The organism is Halobacillus sp. HZG1, from assembly GCF_035818575.1.
In the GTDB taxonomy this organism is placed as follows: Bacteria; Bacillota; Bacilli; order Bacillales; family Halobacillaceae; genus Halobacillus; species Halobacillus litoralis.
The window spans coordinates 25,433-45,210 of the sequence record NZ_JAYLVQ010000070.1 but is presented as its reverse complement, the minus strand read 5'-3'; the positions used below and the strand labels follow the sequence as shown (position 1 = coordinate 45,210).

Here is a 19,778-nt window from a genome sequence, read left to right as displayed (position 1 = left end):
TTTTTATGTTCATCGAAAAGTCGTAGGATGCTTGCTCGTGCACCTTTGGTTACACTGTTTCTTCCTGATCTTAATATCCGAGGACTCTTCGTATGATATTTCTGATCTCACACATAATAAGTCTAAGAAAATTTACACAGGGGAGGCGGTAGGGTTGGCGACTCCTGTCTACATTCGTACAAAACAATCGATTTATGTTCCACCTTTGTCAAAAATCCGTTTGCAGGATGTGGCTCGTGTGACAGGGCAAAAGCGTCATAAGCCTGTCTTGGAACAGATGGTGTTACATCAAGTGACCGAAGAGGATCAAAACATCGTGGTCATCGACTCTTTCATGATCATTGAACAAGTGATTGAGAAGTTTCCGGAGCTTGAGGTCGAACTGATCGGACCGAATCAATGTGTGGTTCATGTGGAGAAACATCAAAAACAGCCGTCCCCTCTTTTAATCAGCGGCATATGGGTCTTGCTTTTTATAGGAGCGGCGATGGCCATTATGAATTTTCACTACGATGTGAGCATGCAGGCCGTTCAACAGAAGTTACATTTCATGTTGACGGGGAAGGAAGAGGAACATCCTTTATGGATTCAGATTCCTTATTCCATCGGCCTTGGAATTGGAATGATATTATTTTTTAACCATTGGTTTCAGAAACGATTCAATGAAGAACCGAGTCCGATGGAGGTAGAGATATTCAATTATCAGGAAGACCTGGACCATTACGTGGCCATTAAAGAGAATAAGGTGGAAAAACAGGATGTGGATCGTTGAAGTACTCATAGGGCTTGCAGCCGGCATTGCTGTCGGAACCGGTTTCGTCGCATTCTTGACAGTCCTTGGTATTGTTCCGAGGCTCATGCAGTTGAGTCATTCGGAATCAAAACTTCGCAGTTACGAGATGGCCGTGATCTTAGGTGTTTTTGCCGGAATTTATCTTTCTTTCGGGGACGGACCAGTGAAGATGACGTTGATCGGTCTTGTTATATGGGGCCTTTTCCATGGGATTTTTGTAGGCATGTTAGCGGCTGCTCTTACAGAGGTCCTCAATGTTTTTCCGCTCTTATTTAAACGGATCGGGGTGGATGGTTTTCTATTCACCCTCTTAATGGCACTTGTGCTTGGTAAGATTGCGGGTTCTTTGTTTCAATGGATTATTTTTGTCAGGTGAATGATATGGGATTAGGAGGGAAACAGTGTGGATAAACAACCACTGAACGAAAAGAATTTTGATAAAGCGAGAAAATCGTACCAGCCGAAACCGCCTTATGTGATGAATTGTATCAAAGCATTTATCGTGGGTGGATTGATTTGCGTGTTTGGTGAACTTCTCACACAAATGTACATCCACTGGTTCGATTATAGCGAAAAGAATGCCATCAACCCGACGGTCGCAACGTTGATTCTTCTATCTGCGCTCGCTACAGGGTTTGGTGTTTATGATAAACTCGGACAGTTTGCCGGAGCTGGATCTGCGGTTCCTGTCACTGGATTTGCCAATTCAATTACCTCAGCTGCCCTAGAGCATAAATCCGAAGGTCTTGTGCTTGGGGTTGCGACCAATTTGTTCAAGTTGGCTGGGTCGGTCATTGTATTTGGTGTGGTTGCTGCTTATGTACTGGGTATCATTCGTTACGTGTGGGCGCTTATTTTTTAGGAGGAAATGCATATGGCTAAAACTGGAACACAATCATGGACATTTACGGAACCCGTTTACTTACAATCCACAGGGACAGCTGTCGGACCGATGGAGGGTGAAGGTCCCCTTAAAGATACGTTCGATGTCATTCATGAAGAACTTCATTGCGGGGAATCCAACTGGGAGCTTGCTGAACGCAAATTAATGACGGATGCGGTGTACACGTGTTTGCAAAAAGCAGGGGTCGACCAGTCCAATATCGATTTATTTTTAGCGGGGGATCTGTTAAACCAGAACGTCACAGGGAACTATGTGGCAAGACAGTTGGGCATTCCCGTACTAGGGATGTTCGGGGCGTGTTCGACCAGTATGGAAACTCTGGCAACAGGTGCTGCGCTTGTTTCATCTGGCTACGCAAAACAAGCTTTGGTAGCTGTTAGTTCTCACAACTGTACGGCTGAGCGTCAGTTTCGTTACCCAACGGAGTACGGAGGGCAAAAGCCGAAAACCGCAACATTTACTGTCACAGGAAGCGGAGCGGCCATCCTTTCGAAAACTCCTTCGAAAATCCAGGTGGAAGCGGCAACTATTGGGAAAGTCATGGATTACAGTGTCAAAGACCCGTTTGATATGGGCTCTGCGATGGCACCCGCCGCATGGGATACGATTAAAACACATCTGGAAGACATGGGTCGTGTGCCGGGCGATTATGATGTCATCGCTACGGGTGACTTGTCTGCAGTAGGTACGCCTATTCTCAAAGATTTGATGAAACAGGATGGCTATGACATTAGTGACGTGCACAAAGACTGTGGACTGCTTGTCTACCACAGTGATCAACCAGTGTTCGCAGGCGGAAGCGGATGCGCATGCTCAGCGGTCGTCACTTATGGGAAAATTGTGCAGGATTTGATTAGTGGAAAATACAAGCGTGTGTTAATCGTTGCCACAGGTGCCCTGATGAGTCCGATGATGCTTCAACAGAAGGAATCGATTCCAGGGATCGCTCATGCCGTTGTTCTTACCAGAGGGGAGGGGGAAGCATGACCTTTTTATGGGCATTTATCGTCGGAGGAAGCATTTGTGTAGTCGGACAGATTTTATTGGATGTCTTCAAATTGACTCCAGCCCATGTGATGTCCTCCTTCGTTGTCGCTGGAGCGGTACTGGACGCGTTCGACCTCTATGACAACCTTATTGAATTTGCCGGGGCAGGAGCGACGGTCCCTATTACAAGTTTCGGGCATTCCCTTTTGCATGGGGCGATGGAACAAGCGGATGAACATGGTTTTATCGGAGTAGCTGTCGGGATTTTTGAATTAACATCTGCAGGTATTGCATCGGCGATATTGTTTGGCTTTATCGTGGCTGTGATTTTCAAGCCTAAAGGATAAATCGAGATCAAGGAGTGGAGGTTTATGCCTGAGAATGAGAAGAAAAAAGAAACACCCATCGTCATGAAACTCGAGCAAAACCGGAAGACGATGAATGAACGCATTGGCGTAGACCAATCATTTGATACCGGTTTCCGTACGCTGACCTTATTGGGTGTTGAAGTGAACTTCTATTATGTCACGGGTTTGGTAGAGACACCCATCGTTGTAGAAGTGATGCGACAATTGATGGAAATGAATGAAACAGAAGACCACGTCGATTCTGTATTTAAATCCATAAAAGATGAAATCCCTCATCAACAAGTAGAGACGACTTCCGACCTTGATAAGTGTATCACCCAGATGCTATCCGGGTTGATGGTCATTTTCGTCGATGGAGAAACAGAGGCCTTCATCGTCGATGTGCGGACCTATCCCGGGAGGACTCCGGAGGAACCGGATACGGAAAAGGTCATTCGTGGGTCGAGGGACGGTTATACAGAAAATATCATAGAGAATACGGCCCTCACACGACGCCGTATCAGAGATGAACGTTTGAGAAATGAGATCATGCAGGTGGGTAATCGTTCGAAAACAGATGTTTGTATTACTTACATTAAAGACGTTGCTGATCCAGGTCTCGTACAGTTATTAAAAGAAGAAATCCAAAAAATCGATATCGACGGCCTTTCCATGGCGGATAAAAGCCTGGAAGAGTACATTGTCAAGCAGGGAAGGAACCCGTTTCCTCTTGTAAGATATACGGAACGTCCGGATGTCGTCGCTTCTCATTTGTTTGAAGGCCATGTGGTCATCATGACGGACACGTCACCGAGCACGATCATTACGCCTACCACTTATTTTCATCATGTTCAACATGCGGAGGAATTCCGACAATCTCCTCCAGTCGGGACTTTTGTACGGTGGGTTCGTTTTTTTGGGATTTTTGCATCTGTCTTTCTTCTGCCATTATGGATGCTGTTTGTTATGCAACCGGATTTGCTCCCAGAACCTTTTGCTTTTATTGGACCCAATGAGGAAAGCTCCATCCCTATCATCTATCAAATTTTAATTGCTGATTTAGGTTTGGAGATGTTAAGAATCGCAGCCATCCATACGCCAACGCCATTATCGACGGCTATGGGACTTATTGCCGCAGTGCTTATAGGCCAAATAGCCATTGACGTAGGAATGTTTGTACCAGAAGTCATCCTTTACGTAGCTGTTGCAGCTATTGGGTCTTATTCCACGCCAAGTTATGAATTATCGGTGGCCAATAAAATGGCACGTATTTTGTTTGTGATTTTAGTGGCATTATTCGGAATCAAAGGGTTGATGTTCGGATTTTTGGCTTATGTTCTGCTTTTAGCCAATACAAAGTCATTGAATACGCCTTATTTGTGGCCGTTCCTTCCGTTCAACGGAAAAGCGGCAGTCCAAATCATCCTCCGTCTCAGTATGCCATCGTTGAAAGTGCGTCCGAGTGTTGTTCATCCTCAAAACAATACACGTCAGAAATAATCGTATTGCCCGTTCTTTAGCAATGTGATAAATTAAAATAAATCTTAATGTCCTTTGACTTCCAAAGGGCATTTTCTTTTTATCATTTCTCCGTTTGAAGAAAAGGTGGGTTACGATGAATCATGATGTTAATGAAAGCGGGCAATTGTTGATCGGACAAGTTCCTGCACAGGAACTTGCCGAACAATATGGCACCCCTCTTTATGTATATGATGTAGGTGAAATCAGACAAAAGGCTCGGGCATTCGTGCAGACTTTCAAAGAAAATCAGGTGGCGGCTCAAGTCGCGTATGCCAGTAAAGCTTTTTCTTCTGTCGCTATGCTCCAGGTTGCGAACCAGGAGGGTCTTAGTTTAGACGTCGTTTCGGAAGGAGAGTTACATACAGCTCTTGAAGCGGGTTTTCCAGTAGAGAAGATCCATATGCACGGAAACAACAAAAGTATCCGTGAATTGGAAATGGCCGTCGAACATGGAATCGGCTGTGTCGTCGTCGATAACTTTTATGAAATCGAACTTCTTCATGCGATTCTTAAAGAACAGAAGAAAGAGATGGATGTATTATTGAGGGTAACACCGGGGATAGAAGCCCATACCCACGATTATATATTGACCGGGCAGGAAGACTCCAAATTCGGCTTCGATTTGGCCAGTGGCCAGGCTGAGGAGGCATTCATGAAAGTCCGTGAAGATGCCAATATCCGCTTAATCGGACTTCACTGCCATATCGGCTCACAAATCTTCGAGACGAGTGGTTTCGAGATGGCGACAAGAAAGCTCTTTACTACTTTGATCGATTGGCGGGACCGCTACGGATATGAAGCGACCGTACTGAATTTAGGTGGCGGTTTTGGTATTCAATATACGAAAGAAGACGAACCGCTTGATCTCGATCAATATGCCCACGCCCTCATCCGTGAAGTAAAAACTCTTTCTTCTCAGTACCATTATCCTATGCCCGAGATTTGGATCGAGCCGGGGCGAGCGATTGTTGGGGAAGCAGGTACAACGATCTACACCATCGGTTCCATCAAAGAAGTCCCTGATGTAAGGACCTATGTATCTGTAGATGGTGGGATGACTGATAATATCCGTCCCGCCCTTTACCAGGCGAAATATGAAGCAGCGCTGGTAGAAAAAATGGATCAAGATCCGGAAAAAGAGTACTCCATAGCTGGAAAGTGCTGTGAATCCGGAGATATGCTAATATGGGACGTGGCGCTTCCTACAGTTGAGCATGGAGACAGACTTGCAGTTTTCAGCACAGGAGCGTATGGTTATGCTATGGCTAATAATTATAACCGCTTTCAAAAAGCGGCCGTCGTGTTTGTCGAAGACGGAAAGCATCAGCTTGTCGTCAGAAGAGAGAGCTATCAGGAGATGACACGACTTGACTTATCTTATGAAAAATGAAAAGGGGTATGAGAAATGAAACAAGCAACGATTGAATTTGAAAATGGAGAAAAAATGCTGATTGAACTATACGAGGAAGCAGCACCCAATACGGTTGCGAATTTTGAGAAACTTGCCAATGATGAATTTTACGATGGTTTGACTTTCCACCGTGTCATCCCTGACTTCGTCATCCAGGGAGGATGTCCGAATGGAACAGGCGCAGGTGGTCCAGGCTATACAATCAAATGCGAAACAGAAGGCAATCCTCATAAGCATGAACGGGGAACCCTTTCTATGGCCCACGCTGGTAAAGATACAGGAGGAAGCCAATTCTTCGTGTGTCATTCTCCTCAGCCGCACTTAGACGGGCGTCACACCGTATTTGGAAAAGTGGTCGAAGGTGTGGACACGGTTGATCGTGTTCGTGTCGGAGATGTGATGCAGAAGGTCCGCGTCGAGGACAAATAATCACTAGAAGAGCCCTTCATGATTGTCACATTACTGTTATTGATTTTTCTAGTGGCCCCTATAAGTCTATTCATCCATGAGCTTGGTCACCTCTTCCCCGGTCGGTACTTTCGGGCAGATCAAAGTGTTCTTCACCTTGGCCGTGGGAAAGTGATCGGGCGGTGGAGGAAAAGTGGGGTCCACGTATATATTCACCTTTTTTTCTTCCAGGGAGCTTACTCGTTGAACGAACGGAAACCTCCGTTCAAGGATCGGGAGAAAGCTTGGATCAGTATGGGCGGTCCTATATTCAATACCATTACAGCGTTTATTTTGTTCCTATGGTTCAAGGACCAGGGCGGTGACCTGCTCCGTATCGCTTTTCTTTTCAATACTTATCTTGCCATCATGAATCTTATTCCCTTTTCTATCAAAGGAAAAGATTCTGATGGATATCGGCTCTGGTCAATTGTGAAACGTCGGTTTTTAAACAGGCTTGAATAATCACAGGCTTTGCTATATTCTATGTAGCGGGGCAAATCACAAAAAAACCGGGGGCCACGTATAATGAAAATGAAAAATTGGATGCTGTTTACGTTTTTAACGGTGTTCAGCATCGGTTGGGGTTTATACTACTGGTTCGTAATCGTCATGTAAGCTTGACATATCAGGAGAATTGGACAATGATTGAAAGTAACCATTTTCTTTTTTCGATCCAACGGTCGGACATCTGGAACTCTAGGAAAGTTATTTTCATAATTGAGGGGTTAATATGTTAATTCGATATAAAAAATCATTTGAAAAGATTGCGATGGGTTTGCTTTCTTTCATGCCTGAAGTTACAGACGTGAAGACACTTCAGGAAATTATAAGGGAATACGATTCCAATCCGGATTGGAATCTATTTTTGTGGAAAGAGGAAGATATCCTCGGAGCGGTCGGAGTCCGTTTGGAAGATGGCAGGGCCGTCATCCAGCACGTATCCGTCAACCCTTCCCACCGTAACACAGGGATTGGAAGACAGATGATTCATCGTGTCCGTGATCACTTTAAAGATGTATGTGACGTGTGTGCTGATGTGGCAACAGAATCATTCATCGAGAAATGTGATGAAGAAAGTGCCTCTTCACAGTTATAAATAAGAAGGAGGTGTCGATTCACGACACCTCCTTTGTTTCGTTTTATTATTGAATTCATAATGACTTTTTTCTTTTTTTGTGTTTGAGTACAAGGTGTTCGTCAGACATGTCACTTGGAGATCCATAAGCAACGCCCCACTGTTGGCACAACAGATGGACCTCTTTCAGAAGTTCCATATCAATGATAGGCATATTCCAGCTGCGATAGGGAACCTCTTCGTCCAAACGCGCATTGAATTCTTCCAGCTGTTTTACGAGGCGTTCTCCATCCAGGCCGAGGAGCGGGAGCTCTTTTTCGTGTTCTGATTTGTTTTTTAAACAGCGTTTAACTAGAGTCCTTGCCCCATTCGGATTGCCTCGGCGATCATGATACATAGCTACAGCGATTTGGATCAGCCATACCCAGATGGAAGACCGGTTTCGAGGATCTACTTCTTTCCAGTACTCCTCGAGGACCTCATGACACTCAAAATAATCTCTTGTACCGTGGAAGTGAGCAAGGAATTCAATATAGGCTTTCGGATACATATAAACCATCCATTCCTTTGAGTCAACCATGAGAATCATGGTTGTTTATTAAAATAGTTCCTGACTTATAACTATAGTATAACGTAACCGAAGACAGAAGACATGCATCGTTATGAAATACATGCTGTCACAGCAGTATATTTTTTGATACCATTATAGAAAGAACATTGGAACGTAAAGGAAGAATGATATGAAAAAAAGCTACCAAGTGAAAGTGGAAGGTTTTGAAGGACCTCTTGATCTTCTTTTACACCTGATCAATCGATATGAAATCGACATCTATAATATACCCGTTTCTCAAATTACGGATCAATACATGAACTATATCCATACAATGCAGGAGCTTGAGCTGGACCTGGCGAGCGAATACCTGGTGATGGCAGCTACTTTACTGGCTATGAAAAGTCAGATGCTCCTTCCCAATCAAAACATGGAAGATGAATATGAAGATGGAGAGCTTGAGGATGATCCGCGCGAAGATTTGATGCGGCGGTTGATTGAATACCGTAAATATAAACAGGCAGCAGAGGAACTTAAGGAAAAAGAACTCGATGCCAACCGGATCTATACCCGACCTCCTTTGAATATGGAAGGCTGGGAAGAAGAGATGCCGGAAGTCCGCCCTGGCGAAGCTTCTGTTTACGATATGATTCAAGCGATGGGCAATCTATTAAAACGGGCCAAAACAGAAAAACCACAGGAAGCGAAAGTCCGGAGAGATGAGATTCCTATCCAAATGAGAATGGAAGAAATACTCGGTAAAATTGATGTGCAAGCAGGTGGCACTCCTTTTCATCAATTATTTGAAAAAAGAACCCGACCGCATATCGTCGTAACCTTCATCGCTTTGCTGGAACTGATGAAGAGTAACGACATCGTGTGTGTCCAACAACAACACTTTGATGAACTAATCGTATATAAGATGGAGGATGCACCATGGAGTTAGAAGAATACAAAGCCATAACCGAAGGCCTGCTTTTTGCTGCCGGAGAAGAAGGAATCACCAAAAAGAAACTGACGAACCTGCTGGAATTGGATACTAAAACGTTCCAGTCCTTGTTGGAAAAAATGATAAAAGACTATCAATCCAAGAATAGAGGTCTCACCATCATGGATTCACAAGGAACCTTGCACTTGACTACGAAACCGGAGCATGCTTCCTATTACAAGCGTCTTCTGGATTCACCAGGTTCAACAAGGCTTTCCCAGGCGGCTCTTGAAACGCTCGCTATCATTGCCTATCAACAACCTATTACCAGAATAGAAGTGGATGACTTGAGAGGGGTCAAAAGCGACCGTGCCATCCAGACCCTGGTCAATCGCAGTTTGATTGAAGAAAAAGGCCGGAAAGATGCCATCGGACGACCAATCCTATATGGAACGACCAAGGATTTTCTTATCTATTTCGGTTTGACGTCAATTGAAGAGCTCCCGCCACTTTCTGAACTCAAGCAGGGCGAGGGGGAAGAAGAAGGCGATGCCGACCTCTTTTTCGAAAAATTCAACGAAGATCCCTTCGGTGACGACTAAAAAGCTGTTCCTCACCAGGAACAGCTTTTTTTCTATATAACCATTCGAATGTGGAAGACTTGATTTATAGATAAGCGCTCCCGCGGAAAGCGATTCATTCTCCGCAGCCCCATCCATTCATCAAACTCATCACTAACTTAGTTTTCTACCGCAATCCTCTTGTATTGGGATTTTTCTATTACTCATAAGCTTGTACGTTTTTGCATAAGTTGAAGCAAATGATGTGAATAGGAGGAAGTCCTCTTGAGAAGGTTCTTTTATGTAGCTGTGGCAATGACTTTACTACTCCCAACCTTTATGGTGGAGAAGGTAAAAGCGAATCCTAATATATCGGTATCTGCTGAGCGTGCTGTTCTGATGGATGCAGAATCGGGACGGGTCTTATACGAAAAGAATGCCTATGATCCTACACTGATTGCCAGCACCACAAAAATCATGACTGCGATCATAGCGATAGAATCAGGAATGTTGGAAGAAAAAGTGAAAGTGAGTAAAAGGGCCGTTTATACAGAAGGGTCCTCCATTTATTTGACAGAGAAAGAAAAAATTCCTCTGAAGGATTTGGTATATGGATTGATGCTTAGGTCTGGAAATGATTCAGCTGTAGCGATTGCTGAACATGTAGGCGGAAGCGTCGAAGGTTTTGTACAGATGATGAACGAAAAAGCGGCTTGGCTTGGAATGAACAACAGCCATTTTGAGAACCCTCATGGCCTGGATGGAGAAACCCATTATTCCAGTGCGTATGATTTGGGGCTGCTCATGGCTTACTCCATGAAAAACGATACGTTCCGCGAAGTGACAGGCAGTGAAATGTATCGTTCTGAGAATCGGGAATACTCCTGGAAGAATAAAAATAAGATGCTGACCCAGTATTATGAGCCTACAAACGGTGGGAAAACAGGATTCACTAAAGCCGCTGGACGGACGTTGGTGACAAGTGCCCAAAAAGATGGCATGGAGCTGATTGCTGTAACTTTAAATGCTCCTGATGATTGGAATGATCATACGAGGATGTTCGAGTGGGGATTCGATAATTTTGAAACGGTAAAACTTCAAAGTGAAGGTACCGTGGAAGTGAACGGTCAATCGTTATACATTCCTAGAGATATCTATTATCCTCTGACTTTATCTGAAAAAGATGATCTTCAAGCGACGTTTTATCGCTATGAACAAGAAGGGGATTCGAATTTAGCAGGTGTGACATACTTCATGGTCGGAAAAACACCAGTAGTAGAAGCGCCTGTGTGGAATGAGCGTCCTTCTCAATCCTTCTTTTCAGAAGTGAAGAACTTTCTGAATAGGATGATGGGGGTTGCGCCATGGTCAACTTGATTTGGGCGTTTCTTGCGGTGACGGGCATCATCTTTGCCATGTTTAATGGTACGATGGACGAAGTGAACAAGGCGATTTTTTCTACTTTGGATGAAGCGATTATGATTACGCTGAGCCTTGCAGGGGTTCTTATCTTTTGGTTGGGACTGATGAAAATCGCTGAAGAGGCAGGACTCCTTGCCGGCCTTGCGAAAATCTTCCGGCCCTTTGTGAAACGGATCTTTCCTGAAATTCCGGATGACCACCCGGCGCTCGGTTACATCCTGTCTAATATGACGGCAAACATGTTCGGTCTTGGAAATGCTGCCACACCAATGGGATTAAAAGCGATGAAGGAATTGAAAGAGTTATCAGGCTCCGATAAAGCGAGCCGGTCGATGATTACACTACTTGCCATCAACACTTCCTCCCTGACGCTCGTCCCGACCACCGTCATTGCCATTCGGATGAAGTATGGCTCTCAGGATCCGACTTCCATCGTCGGAGCTACCATTCTGGCAACTATTATTTCTACCATTGCCGCTTTATTGATCGACCGTTATTTCCATTATAAAAGGGAGAGGGCGATGCGCTTATGATCAGCATATGGCTCATCCCATCCATCATCCTGCTTGTATTGGTGACGGCAACCCTCAAAAAGGTTCCTTCGTATGAAGTTTTCGTGGAAGGAAGTAAAGAAGGAATCCAAATAGCGATCAGTCTGCTTCCTTTTTTGCTGGGGATGATGGTGTCGATTGCTGTGTTCCAAGCCTCAGGTGCCATGGGTGCGATTGTAAAACTGTTCGAACCTCTCATGTCCTTGTTTGGAGCCCCGGCTGAAATTCTCCCTTTGGCCTTCATACGACCCATTTCAGGCACGGCCGCCCTCAGTATGACGACAGAGCTGATCCGTACGTTCGGTCCTGACTCATTCATAGGCCAGCTCGCCTCTGTCATGCAGGGAAGTACGGATACAACGCTGTATATTATCACCGTCTATTTTGGTGCTGTAGGTATTAAAAGAATGGGAGATGCTTTGAAAGTTGGACTCCTGGCCGATTTGGTTGGTATAATAGCATCAATTATCATTGTCATCATCCTATTTAGTTAATAGGATGATTTTTTGTTCAAAACTTTATAGAATGTGTATAATGTAGATGAACGGAAGAGCCGCGCTTTGTGAGCGTGGCTCCGTTTCATGAAAAAAAGTGATTTCAAAGAAAGTTGGTGACGGTCGTATGGCAGATATGGAACGACTACAAAAGGTGATCGCCCACGCAGGTGTCGCATCACGAAGAAAAGCAGAAAAGTTGATTGTTGACGGCAAGGTTACGGTCAATGGAGAAGTTGTAACAGAATTAGGAACAAAGGTTGGTAAAAACGATGATATAGAAGTAGAAGGAGTACCGATTGATAAAGAAGCGCCTGTCTACTATTTGCTATATAAACCACGCGGAGTCATCTCAAGCGTCAGTGATGATAAGGGACGTAAAGTAGTCACAGACTTTTTACCTGAAGTTCAAGAGCGGATTTTCCCAATCGGCAGACTGGACTATGATACATCTGGATTGATTTTGTTAACAAACGATGGGGAGTTTGCGAATTTACTTATGCATCCAAGTCATGAAGTGGACAAAGTGTACATCGCAAAGACGAAAGGCATTCCTACCAAAGATCAATTGAAACAGTTGAAGAAAGGGATGACTGTAGACGGGGAATACCTGAAGGCCGTTCACGCGAAAGTCACATCCACCGATTCGAAGAAGAATACGGCGATTGTGCAGATCGTTCTTCATGAAGGAAAGAACCGTCAAGTACGCCGGATGTTTGAAGCCCTTGGCTACCCTGTCGACAAATTGAAGCGTGAGCGTTACGGGACACTGGACTTACATGGAATGAATGCTGGTGATTCTCGACCTTTAAAACCGTTTGAAGTGAAACAGCTTCGTGCACTTGCTGAAAAAACTGTTGAATAACGTTCAAATTTACAGCCTTCAATCAATGTTATAATGGGTTGGGAGTGAGTCAATATGAAGGAATCAACCATTAGAAAAAAAAGAAAGCGCCTTATTTTCAGAACAGCTATGCTTGCCGTCATGGTCGGGCTTGTCGTGTTCGCTCTCGTCGCTAACGGCAAGGATGAACAGGCGGTGATCGCCAAAGGGGAAAAAGCCCCCGATTTTCAATTGAAAAAGTTCGGTACAGATGAGACGGTTCAATTGAGTGATTTGCGAGGAAAAGGCGTCATGGTCAATTTTTGGGCGACGTATTGTAAGCCATGTAAAGATGAAATGCCTTATATGGAAGAATTGTATCCCGAGTATAAAGAGAAAGGTGTCGAAATTCTGGCTGTCAATTTGGATTCAACCGAACTTGTGGTGAAGAATTTTGTGAACGAATACAATCTGACCTTTCCAATTCTCCAGGACAAAAATGGAGAAGTGATGGATCTTTATAACATCGGTCCGATTCCTTCTACGCTGTTCATCAATCCTGAAGGTGAAATTGAAGAGCAAGTCATCGGCCCTCTGACCTTGGACAAACTCGAAGGCCACTTGCAAAAGATTGCACCGGCGGAATAGAGTCTACTTGACATTGTGAGGTTTTACTATGAAAGAGATTACCTGTGAATGTGGTCATGTGAATCCTGAAGGCACGGTTCTTTGTGAAGCTTGCGGAAAGCCGGTCGAGCAGAACCAGCATATTGATGGGAATGAGGATAAAAAACTCCTCAACATGCGTTACGATGGAAGTGCCCGTCGCTCCCAAACGTATAATCGTACGATCGTTGATAAGATATGGAACTTCTTTTCTTCCGTGAAGGTCGGGGTCACCCTGATCTTTATCACCGTCGTGGCATCTGCGATCGGAACGATCTTCCCTCAATCCGTGTTTATTGGCGGGGCAGATCCTGCCACCCACTACAAGGATCAATACGGGATAGCCGGACAGATTTATTATCAACTCGGATTTCATGACCTTTTCAGTTCGTGGTGGTACATGCTATTAATCGCGATGATTGGCATATCCATTGTCATTGCATCCATCGATCGTTTCTTCCCGCTATATAAAACTTTGAAAAGGCAGAAGCCGAAGCGTCATGAACTGTTCATGAAAAAACAGCGGGTGTTCGGAGAGACGAAATCGGATTCTATCGCTTATGAAACATTCAAAAGCAACTTAAAGAAAAGACGCTTCAACGTTTATGAACAAGATGGACATATACTGGCAGAGAAGAACCGTTTTGCGAGATGGGGACCTTATGTCAATCATATCGGTCTTATTATTTTCCTATTAGGTGCAATTCTCCGGTTTATCCCTGCTTTTTATGTCGATGAACACGTCTGGGTGAGGGAAGGGGAGACTACCCTGATCCCTGGAACAGAAGGCGAGTACTATATTAAAAATGAGGCATTCACTCTAGAAACCTATGATAAAGACAATCCTGAAGATGCGAAGTTTAAGGAAGCCATTGAAAATCAGGATGGAGCGATTCCGAAAACCTTCCGGACAGACGCTGTTATTTATGAGCGGACCAATCAGGGAGTCGCCGGCGCAGATCCTGAGCTTGAGACGATCAAGGAAGGGGCTGCTACATTAAACAATCCATTAAAGTTTGAGGACTTTGCTCTTTATCAGGCGAGCTATCAGTTGGATGAGTTCAGTGAAATGTCTTTCAAAATCCATGACAAGGATGATGAAGAGACCAACTACGGCGAATTTACAGTCGATTTGACGGACCCCCAATCTACATATGAGCTGGACGGAGGGTTCCGGGTAGAGGTCGTCAACTATTTTCCAGAGTATGAAATGCAGGATGGCCAGCCGGCTTCCGTATCCAAGTATCCGAAAAACCCAGCTTTCGTATTCAATTTATATGCACCAGATAAAGAAACGCCTGAAACTAGTTTCCTGGGGATAGGCGCGAATATCGATGCCGGAGAGAATAACCAATACAAACTAGGCCTTACAGGTTTCGATACCCGGGATGTCACAGGTTTGACTGTGAAAAAGGATCATACACTAGGGATCATTTCTCTTGGTGGCGCGATTTTCATGATCGGTGTGATCCAGGGGATGTATTGGAACCATCGTCGAATCTGGCTGCAACCTAGGTCAGACGGAGTATGGATTGCAGGACATACGAATAAAAACTGGTATGCCTTGAGAATGGAAATTGAGAAATCCATTGAAGGCACTCAAATCGAGGCCCCTCAGGACCAGTATGAAATGAAATCATAGAGTCAGGAGGATGAAACAATGGGAGATTGGACAACCATAAGCGGCAATCTGCTCTATGCTGCTTTTTTCATCTATTTAATAGCGACCTTTTTCTTCGGAGGCACGATCCGCGATAAAAAGAGAGGGAAGAGCCGCATTGCAGGGAATATTGGAATTTCGCTTGCGATCATCGGGTTTCTCACTCAAGTCGGGTATTTTATTACGAGGTGGTTCGCCAGTGGTCATGCCCCGATCAGTAACTTGTTTGAGTACACGACATTTTTTGGAATGATGCTTGTATTCGCATTCATCGTTCTCTACTTTATTTACAGAGTGGATCTCTTAGGATTATTCGCTTTGCCGATTGCATTATTGCTCATTGCTTTCGCAAGCATGTTTCCAACGGAAATATCACCACTTGTACCATCTTTGCAGTCGCACTGGTTGTACATCCACGTAACGACAGCATCCCTTGGCCAAGGGATTTTATCGGTTAGTTTTGTGGCAGGATTGATTTTCCTGATCAGCCAGGTGGACCAGAGCAAACGTTCCAAACATACGGTTTGGCTAGAGTTTGTCATCTATATCATTGCTGTGACACTCGCTTTCATTATCGTTTCTTCATCATTCAGCGCGATGAATTACGAAGCGACTTTCGAAGCTCCGATTGAAGGACAACAAGCAGAGATCACTTATAACATGCCGGCCATTACGGGACCTTATAATGGGGAATTGATGAATGATGAAGCCATGTCTCCATTGTTCCAGGCACCAGAATGGATGCGCGGGGAGGATGCGGCTAAGAAATTCAACACCTTCCTCTGGGCTCTTCTAGGCGGGGTAATCCTGTACTGGGGGACAAGACTTATTTTAAGAAAGCGGATAGCTGCGGCTATTCAACCACTTCTTAACAAAAAAGTGAACCCTGAACTTGTAGATGAGGTATCCTACCGCGCCGTGGCCATCGGGTTCCCGGTATTTACTTTGGGAGCGCTCATTTTTGCGATGATATGGGCACAGCAAGCGTGGGATAGGTTCTGGGGTTGGGACCCGAAAGAAGTTTGGGCCCTGATTACTTTCTTCTTCTATGCAGCCTACCTTCATTTGCGACTGTCCAGAGGCTGGCAGGGAATGAAATCCGCGTGGCTTGCCGTTGGTGGTTTCGGGATCATCATGTTCAATTTAATTGCGGTCAACTTAATTATTTCAGGCTTACATTCTTATGCATAAAAACAAAAGGCAGGCGAGAATTTTTAAAACTCCGCCTGCCCTTTGTGTAAAGGATACGATGTAATGAAACCATAGGAGTAGAATTCTATGATTTGGAGGTTTTTAAATGGATCAAGAAGCCAAAGTGTTAGTAGTAGATGATGAAGAACGCATTCGACGACTGATTCGCATGTATCTGGAAAGGGAAGATTATGTCATTGATGAAGCAGAAGATGGGGAAGAAGCTTTGCAAAAAGCGCTTCACAATGAATATGATGTGATTTTGCTTGATTTGATGCTCCCGGGAAAAGACGGGATTGAAGTGTGTAAAGAGTTGCGTGAGAAGAAAGCCACTCCTGTAATCATGCTTACAGCAAAAGGGGAAGAAGCTAATCGCGTGCAAGGGTTTGAAGTAGGCACGGACGACTATATCGTGAAACCCTTCAGTCCAAGGGAAGTTGTTTTGCGTGTGAAGGCACTCCTGCGCCGCTCTTCTTCAACGAAGTTCTTAGAAACGGAAACATCTGCCCGTAACGTCCTTGTTTTCCCTCATATGACAATTGACAATGATGCTCACCGTGTAACGGCGGCTGGGAAAGAAGTAGCGTTGACACCAAAAGAGTACGAGCTCCTTCACTATATGGCTCAGTCTCCAGATAAAGTTTTTGACAGGGAACAACTGCTTAAGGAAGTCTGGCAGTATGAATTTTTCGGCGATCTTCGGACGGTGGATACGCATGTCAAACGACTCCGCGAAAAATTAAGCAAAGTTTCTGCAGAGGCAGCAGGGATGATTGTGACGGTATGGGGCATCGGCTATAAATTCGAGGTCTCTGGTGACTGATGTTCTGGCGTAGTGTAGTCGGGAAGTTATGGTTCACCATCTTACTATTGGTTTGCTTTGTCCTCTTTATTTTAACTGTTCTTCTTCTTGAGTTCTTTCAAAACTATCACGTAGTGGAAGCAGAACGGCATCTTTTGCAGACGGCGGACCGGATTTCAGATGTCGTAGACCGCTATGAACAAGAGGAAGACCTCTTACTTTCAACAACAGCCCTTGTCAAAGATCCGGCAAGTCGTGCGGTCATCGTATTGAGTGAAGAGGAGCAGTTGGTTTCTGAGAGTGATTCCGATTCTCTGCCCGTGCTTGATTATGCGTGGTTTGAAAATGATGAGGACACAAAAACCGTTTTGAATGAGGGGTCAGATGTTAAAAAAGTTGCCGATCTAGGAAATGGCGAGACAGGAGTAATGGTTGTCGGCACCCCTCTTGATAACCGTGACGGAGCTGTTTTTGTCTATCAATCACTGGATACGATTGAAGAAACGTCCGAGCAGACAACGAAAATCATCTTCCTGGGTGCTGGAATTGCCATCGTCCTGACAACCATTTTCGCTTTCTTCCTGTCCACTAGAATCACAGCTCCTTTAATTAAAATGAGAGAAGGGGCATTGGAACTTGCTAAAGGCGAGTTCAACACGAAAATCCCCATACGTACCCATGATGAAATCGGAGAATTGGCGATGGCGTTTAATCGGATGGGACGGGAGTTGAAGTTTCATATCAACGCCTTGAATCAGGAAAAAGAACAGCTTTCAGGCATTTTGAGGTCGATGGCGGATGGCGTTATTACGTTTAACCGTGAAGGGGCTGTGCTCATTTCCAATCCTCCGGCCCAACAATATTTAGAGGCCTACGAGTTTGAAAGGAATGCTGCCTCTGCTTCTGCTGATCAAACGTCCCTTCCAGAACCACTGATGGATCTGTTTAATGATGTCATTACAGATGAGAATGAATCCATGATCGAGATGACACTGCAAGGCAGGTCCTGGGTCATCATCATGACACCTTTGTATGACAAAGAAAAAGTACGGGGAGCTGTCGCTGTCCTTCGGGATATGACAGAGGAAAGAAGACTGAATAAGCTCCGTAAAGACTTTATCGCAAATGTGTCCCATGAACTGCGAACCCCCATATCCATGCTCCAAGGGTATAGTGAAGCCATCGTGGATGATATTGCAGAGTCAAAAGAAGACAAAAATGAACTCGCTCAAATTATCCATGATGAATCTCTCAGGATTGGCCGGCTTGTCAACGAGTTGCTGGATATCGCGCGCATGGAAGCAGGGCATATTCAGTTAAACGAAGAATCCGTTGAAATGGAGCCGTTTTTAAACAGAATCATCAGGAAGTTCAGTGGAATCGCCAATGAAAAATCTGTAGATCTTAACTTGAAGGTAGAGGGAGAGTTCGGGCTTATCGAATTCGACCCTGATCGTATTGAACAAGTATTTACGAATCTGATTGATAATGCGATCCGCCATTCTGATCCAGGCAGTGAGGTCCAGGTGATTCTGGAAAAAGAAGAAAATGAATGGATAGCAAGTGTCAAAGACTCCGGTTACGGAATCGCTGAGGAAGACCTTCCTTTTGTATTTGAGCGTTTTTATAAAGCTGACAAATCAAGAAAACGTGAGAATAAAAATTATAAAAAAGGCACAGGTCTCGGACTAGCCATCGCGAAAAATATTGTAGAAGCTCACGAAGGGACCATCAGCGTTCATAGCAAGTTGAGAGAAGGAACAACCTTCACTTTCAAAATCCCTTTTTCCCATAAGGAAAAATAAAGTTGCTATATTCGAAAAATTGATGTAATCTTGTTTATGGAAACTTCATATGAAGAGGATTCAGGTGTCTGAAAAGACTTGATAGGGAATCTGGTGCGAAACCAGAACTGTCCTCGCAACTGTAAGTGTAGACGAAAGGGAAATTCCACTGTACCTATTGGTATGGGAAGGATCCTGATTAGGATGACGCACGAGTCAGTAGACCTGCCTGATCCAATGTTTCAAAGCTTCGGGGATTGAGCATTTGAGACAACCGATCGGTATGACGTGTAACGTAAATCTTATCCTTTCGTTTGTCTTAAGCTTACCCTTGTAGAAGGGTAAGCTTTTTTTGGTAGGAAAGATTATTGGATTTCTACAGACACGTCACTTGGTTGTCTTTGCTTTTCTCTCCTCCTGGCCGTGAAATAATAAGAAAAAAGGGAGAGATTGTCATGAAAAAGTGGAGCACGTTTTTTACAGCCATGATTCTTGCTGTTGCCGTACTGGCAGGGTGTGGGACACAAGAGGAAAAGGAAACATCAGCGACTCAGGAAGAACAAGTACAGGAAGTCACTGTAGAGGTGCAGGTTTCTAAAAACAATGGCGAAGAAATGATGGCAGAAGATGAAATAACGGTAGAAGAAGGTACCACGCTTATGGAAGTCATGGAAGAGAACTATGAAGTTGAACAATCAGAAGGCTTTATCAACAGCATAGAAGGAATTGCTGGTAACCAAGAGGAAAAAATGGCTTGGATGTACACCATAAATGGAGACGAAGCAATGGTTGGAGCCAATGAGTACGAAGTAGAGGATGGAGACGAAATCGTTTTTGACTATCAATCTTGGGAATGATG

At 44.4% G+C, this 19,778-nt stretch carries 23 protein-coding genes and 1 riboswitch; of the genes, 22 read left to right on the top strand and 1 reads right to left on the bottom strand.

Features of this window, described 5'->3' with window-relative positions; translation table 11 throughout:
- Positions 1-154: 154 nt before the first annotated feature.
- The 10 genes from VKA52_RS13400 (at position 155) to VKA52_RS13355 (ending at position 7,509) form a co-directional block, all read left to right on the top strand.
- Complete coding sequence (locus VKA52_RS13400) at positions 155-772, top strand: stage V sporulation protein AA (protein WP_206945889.1); 618 nt, start codon at positions 155-157, stop codon at positions 770-772.
- Complete coding sequence (locus VKA52_RS13395; RefSeq protein ID WP_160913667.1) at positions 759-1,169, top strand: stage V sporulation protein AB; 411 nt, start codon at positions 759-761, stop codon at positions 1,167-1,169. Before VKA52_RS13400 ends, VKA52_RS13395 begins: the two co-directional genes overlap by 14 nt.
- A 42-nt stretch (positions 1,170-1,211) precedes the next feature.
- Positions 1,212-1,655 carry a stage V sporulation protein AC gene (gene spoVAC, locus VKA52_RS13390; RefSeq protein ID WP_237417484.1) on the top strand — a complete coding sequence of 148 codons (444 nt, stop codon included), beginning with the start codon at positions 1,212-1,214 and terminating at the stop codon, positions 1,653-1,655.
- A gap of 12 nt (positions 1,656-1,667) precedes the next feature.
- The gene (spoVAD, locus tag VKA52_RS13385) at positions 1,668-2,684 is read left to right on the top strand and encodes a stage V sporulation protein AD (protein WP_160913663.1); all 1,017 of its coding nucleotides are present in this window, start codon (positions 1,668-1,670) and stop codon (positions 2,682-2,684) included.
- On the top strand, positions 2,681-3,031 hold the full coding sequence (gene spoVAE, locus VKA52_RS13380) for a stage V sporulation protein AE (protein WP_160913661.1): 351 nt from the start codon (positions 2,681-2,683) through the stop codon (positions 3,029-3,031). Before spoVAD ends, spoVAE begins: the two co-directional genes overlap by 4 nt.
- Positions 3,032-3,055: 24 nt before the next feature.
- Positions 3,056-4,531: a spore germination protein gene (locus tag VKA52_RS13375; RefSeq protein ID WP_326316003.1), complete on the top strand. Its 1,476-nt coding sequence runs from the start codon at positions 3,056-3,058 to the stop codon at positions 4,529-4,531.
- Between the two features lie 115 nt (positions 4,532-4,646).
- Complete coding sequence (gene lysA, locus VKA52_RS13370) at positions 4,647-5,942, top strand: diaminopimelate decarboxylase (protein WP_326316002.1); 1,296 nt, start codon at positions 4,647-4,649, stop codon at positions 5,940-5,942.
- A 15-nt stretch (positions 5,943-5,957) separates the two neighbouring features.
- A complete protein-coding gene (locus VKA52_RS13365; RefSeq protein WP_160913655.1) occupies positions 5,958-6,392 on the top strand; it encodes a peptidylprolyl isomerase in 435 nt (144 codons plus the stop codon).
- Between the two features lie 18 nt (positions 6,393-6,410).
- Positions 6,411-6,875, top strand: coding sequence for a site-2 protease family protein (locus VKA52_RS13360; protein WP_160913653.1), 465 nt, complete (start codon positions 6,411-6,413; stop codon positions 6,873-6,875).
- A 268-nt stretch (positions 6,876-7,143) separates the two neighbouring features.
- Positions 7,144-7,509, top strand: coding sequence for a GNAT family N-acetyltransferase (locus VKA52_RS13355; protein ID WP_160913651.1), 366 nt, complete (start codon positions 7,144-7,146; stop codon positions 7,507-7,509).
- A gap of 55 nt (positions 7,510-7,564) precedes the next feature.
- On the opposite strand, the gene VKA52_RS13350 is transcribed toward VKA52_RS13355, so the two are convergent.
- Complete coding sequence (locus VKA52_RS13350) at positions 7,565-8,068, bottom strand: DUF309 domain-containing protein (RefSeq protein ID WP_326316001.1); 504 nt, start codon at positions 8,066-8,068, stop codon at positions 7,565-7,567.
- A 160-nt stretch (positions 8,069-8,228) separates the two neighbouring features.
- On the opposite strand from VKA52_RS13350, the gene VKA52_RS13345 reads away from it, so the two are divergent.
- The 12 genes from VKA52_RS13345 to VKA52_RS13290 all read left to right on the top strand — a co-directional run bounded on the left by VKA52_RS13345 (position 8,229) and on the right by VKA52_RS13290 (position 19,776).
- Positions 8,229-8,984 carry a segregation/condensation protein A gene (locus VKA52_RS13345; protein WP_326316000.1) on the top strand — a complete coding sequence of 252 codons (756 nt, stop codon included), beginning with the start codon at positions 8,229-8,231 and terminating at the stop codon, positions 8,982-8,984.
- Positions 8,975-9,568 (top strand): SMC-Scp complex subunit ScpB, encoded by a 594-nt coding sequence (gene scpB / locus VKA52_RS13340; protein ID WP_326315999.1) that lies wholly within the window; start codon positions 8,975-8,977, stop codon positions 9,566-9,568. The genes VKA52_RS13345 and scpB overlap by 10 nt, the downstream gene beginning before the upstream one ends.
- 273 nt (positions 9,569-9,841) lie before the next feature.
- Positions 9,842-10,903 carry a D-alanyl-D-alanine carboxypeptidase family protein gene (locus tag VKA52_RS13335; RefSeq protein ID WP_326316216.1) on the top strand — a complete coding sequence of 354 codons (1,062 nt, stop codon included), beginning with the start codon at positions 9,842-9,844 and terminating at the stop codon, positions 10,901-10,903.
- Positions 10,891-11,481 (top strand): nucleoside recognition domain-containing protein, encoded by a 591-nt coding sequence (locus VKA52_RS13330; protein WP_326315998.1) that lies wholly within the window; start codon positions 10,891-10,893, stop codon positions 11,479-11,481. The genes VKA52_RS13335 and VKA52_RS13330 overlap by 13 nt, the downstream gene beginning before the upstream one ends.
- Entirely contained in the window at positions 11,478-11,993 is a 516-nt protein-coding gene (locus VKA52_RS13325) for a spore maturation protein (RefSeq protein WP_160913641.1), read from the top strand. The genes VKA52_RS13330 and VKA52_RS13325 overlap by 4 nt, the downstream gene beginning before the upstream one ends.
- Positions 11,994-12,129: 136 nt before the next feature.
- Positions 12,130-12,858 carry a pseudouridine synthase gene (locus VKA52_RS13320; RefSeq protein ID WP_160913823.1) on the top strand — a complete coding sequence of 243 codons (729 nt, stop codon included), beginning with the start codon at positions 12,130-12,132 and terminating at the stop codon, positions 12,856-12,858.
- A 54-nt stretch (positions 12,859-12,912) separates the two neighbouring features.
- On the top strand, positions 12,913-13,464 hold the full coding sequence (gene resA, locus VKA52_RS13315) for a thiol-disulfide oxidoreductase ResA (RefSeq protein ID WP_160913639.1): 552 nt from the start codon (positions 12,913-12,915) through the stop codon (positions 13,462-13,464).
- A gap of 28 nt (positions 13,465-13,492) precedes the next feature.
- Positions 13,493-15,124, top strand: coding sequence for a cytochrome c biogenesis protein ResB (resB, locus tag VKA52_RS13310; protein WP_326315997.1), 1,632 nt, complete (start codon positions 13,493-13,495; stop codon positions 15,122-15,124).
- Between the two features lie 18 nt (positions 15,125-15,142).
- Positions 15,143-16,333: a c-type cytochrome biogenesis protein CcsB gene (gene ccsB / locus VKA52_RS13305; protein WP_326315996.1), complete on the top strand. Its 1,191-nt coding sequence runs from the start codon at positions 15,143-15,145 to the stop codon at positions 16,331-16,333.
- 106 nt (positions 16,334-16,439) lie between these two features.
- Positions 16,440-17,156: a response regulator transcription factor gene (locus VKA52_RS13300; RefSeq protein WP_160913634.1), complete on the top strand. Its 717-nt coding sequence runs from the start codon at positions 16,440-16,442 to the stop codon at positions 17,154-17,156.
- Positions 17,156-18,940 (top strand): ATP-binding protein, encoded by a 1,785-nt coding sequence (locus VKA52_RS13295; protein WP_326315995.1) that lies wholly within the window; start codon positions 17,156-17,158, stop codon positions 18,938-18,940. Before VKA52_RS13300 ends, VKA52_RS13295 begins: the two co-directional genes overlap by 1 nt.
- A 45-nt stretch (positions 18,941-18,985) precedes the next feature.
- Positions 18,986-19,166, top strand: a riboswitch (cobalamin riboswitch).
- 208 nt (positions 19,167-19,374) lie between these two features.
- Positions 19,375-19,776, top strand: coding sequence for a DUF4430 domain-containing protein (locus VKA52_RS13290; RefSeq protein ID WP_160913632.1), 402 nt, complete (start codon positions 19,375-19,377; stop codon positions 19,774-19,776).
- Positions 19,777-19,778: the final 2 nt, after the last annotated feature.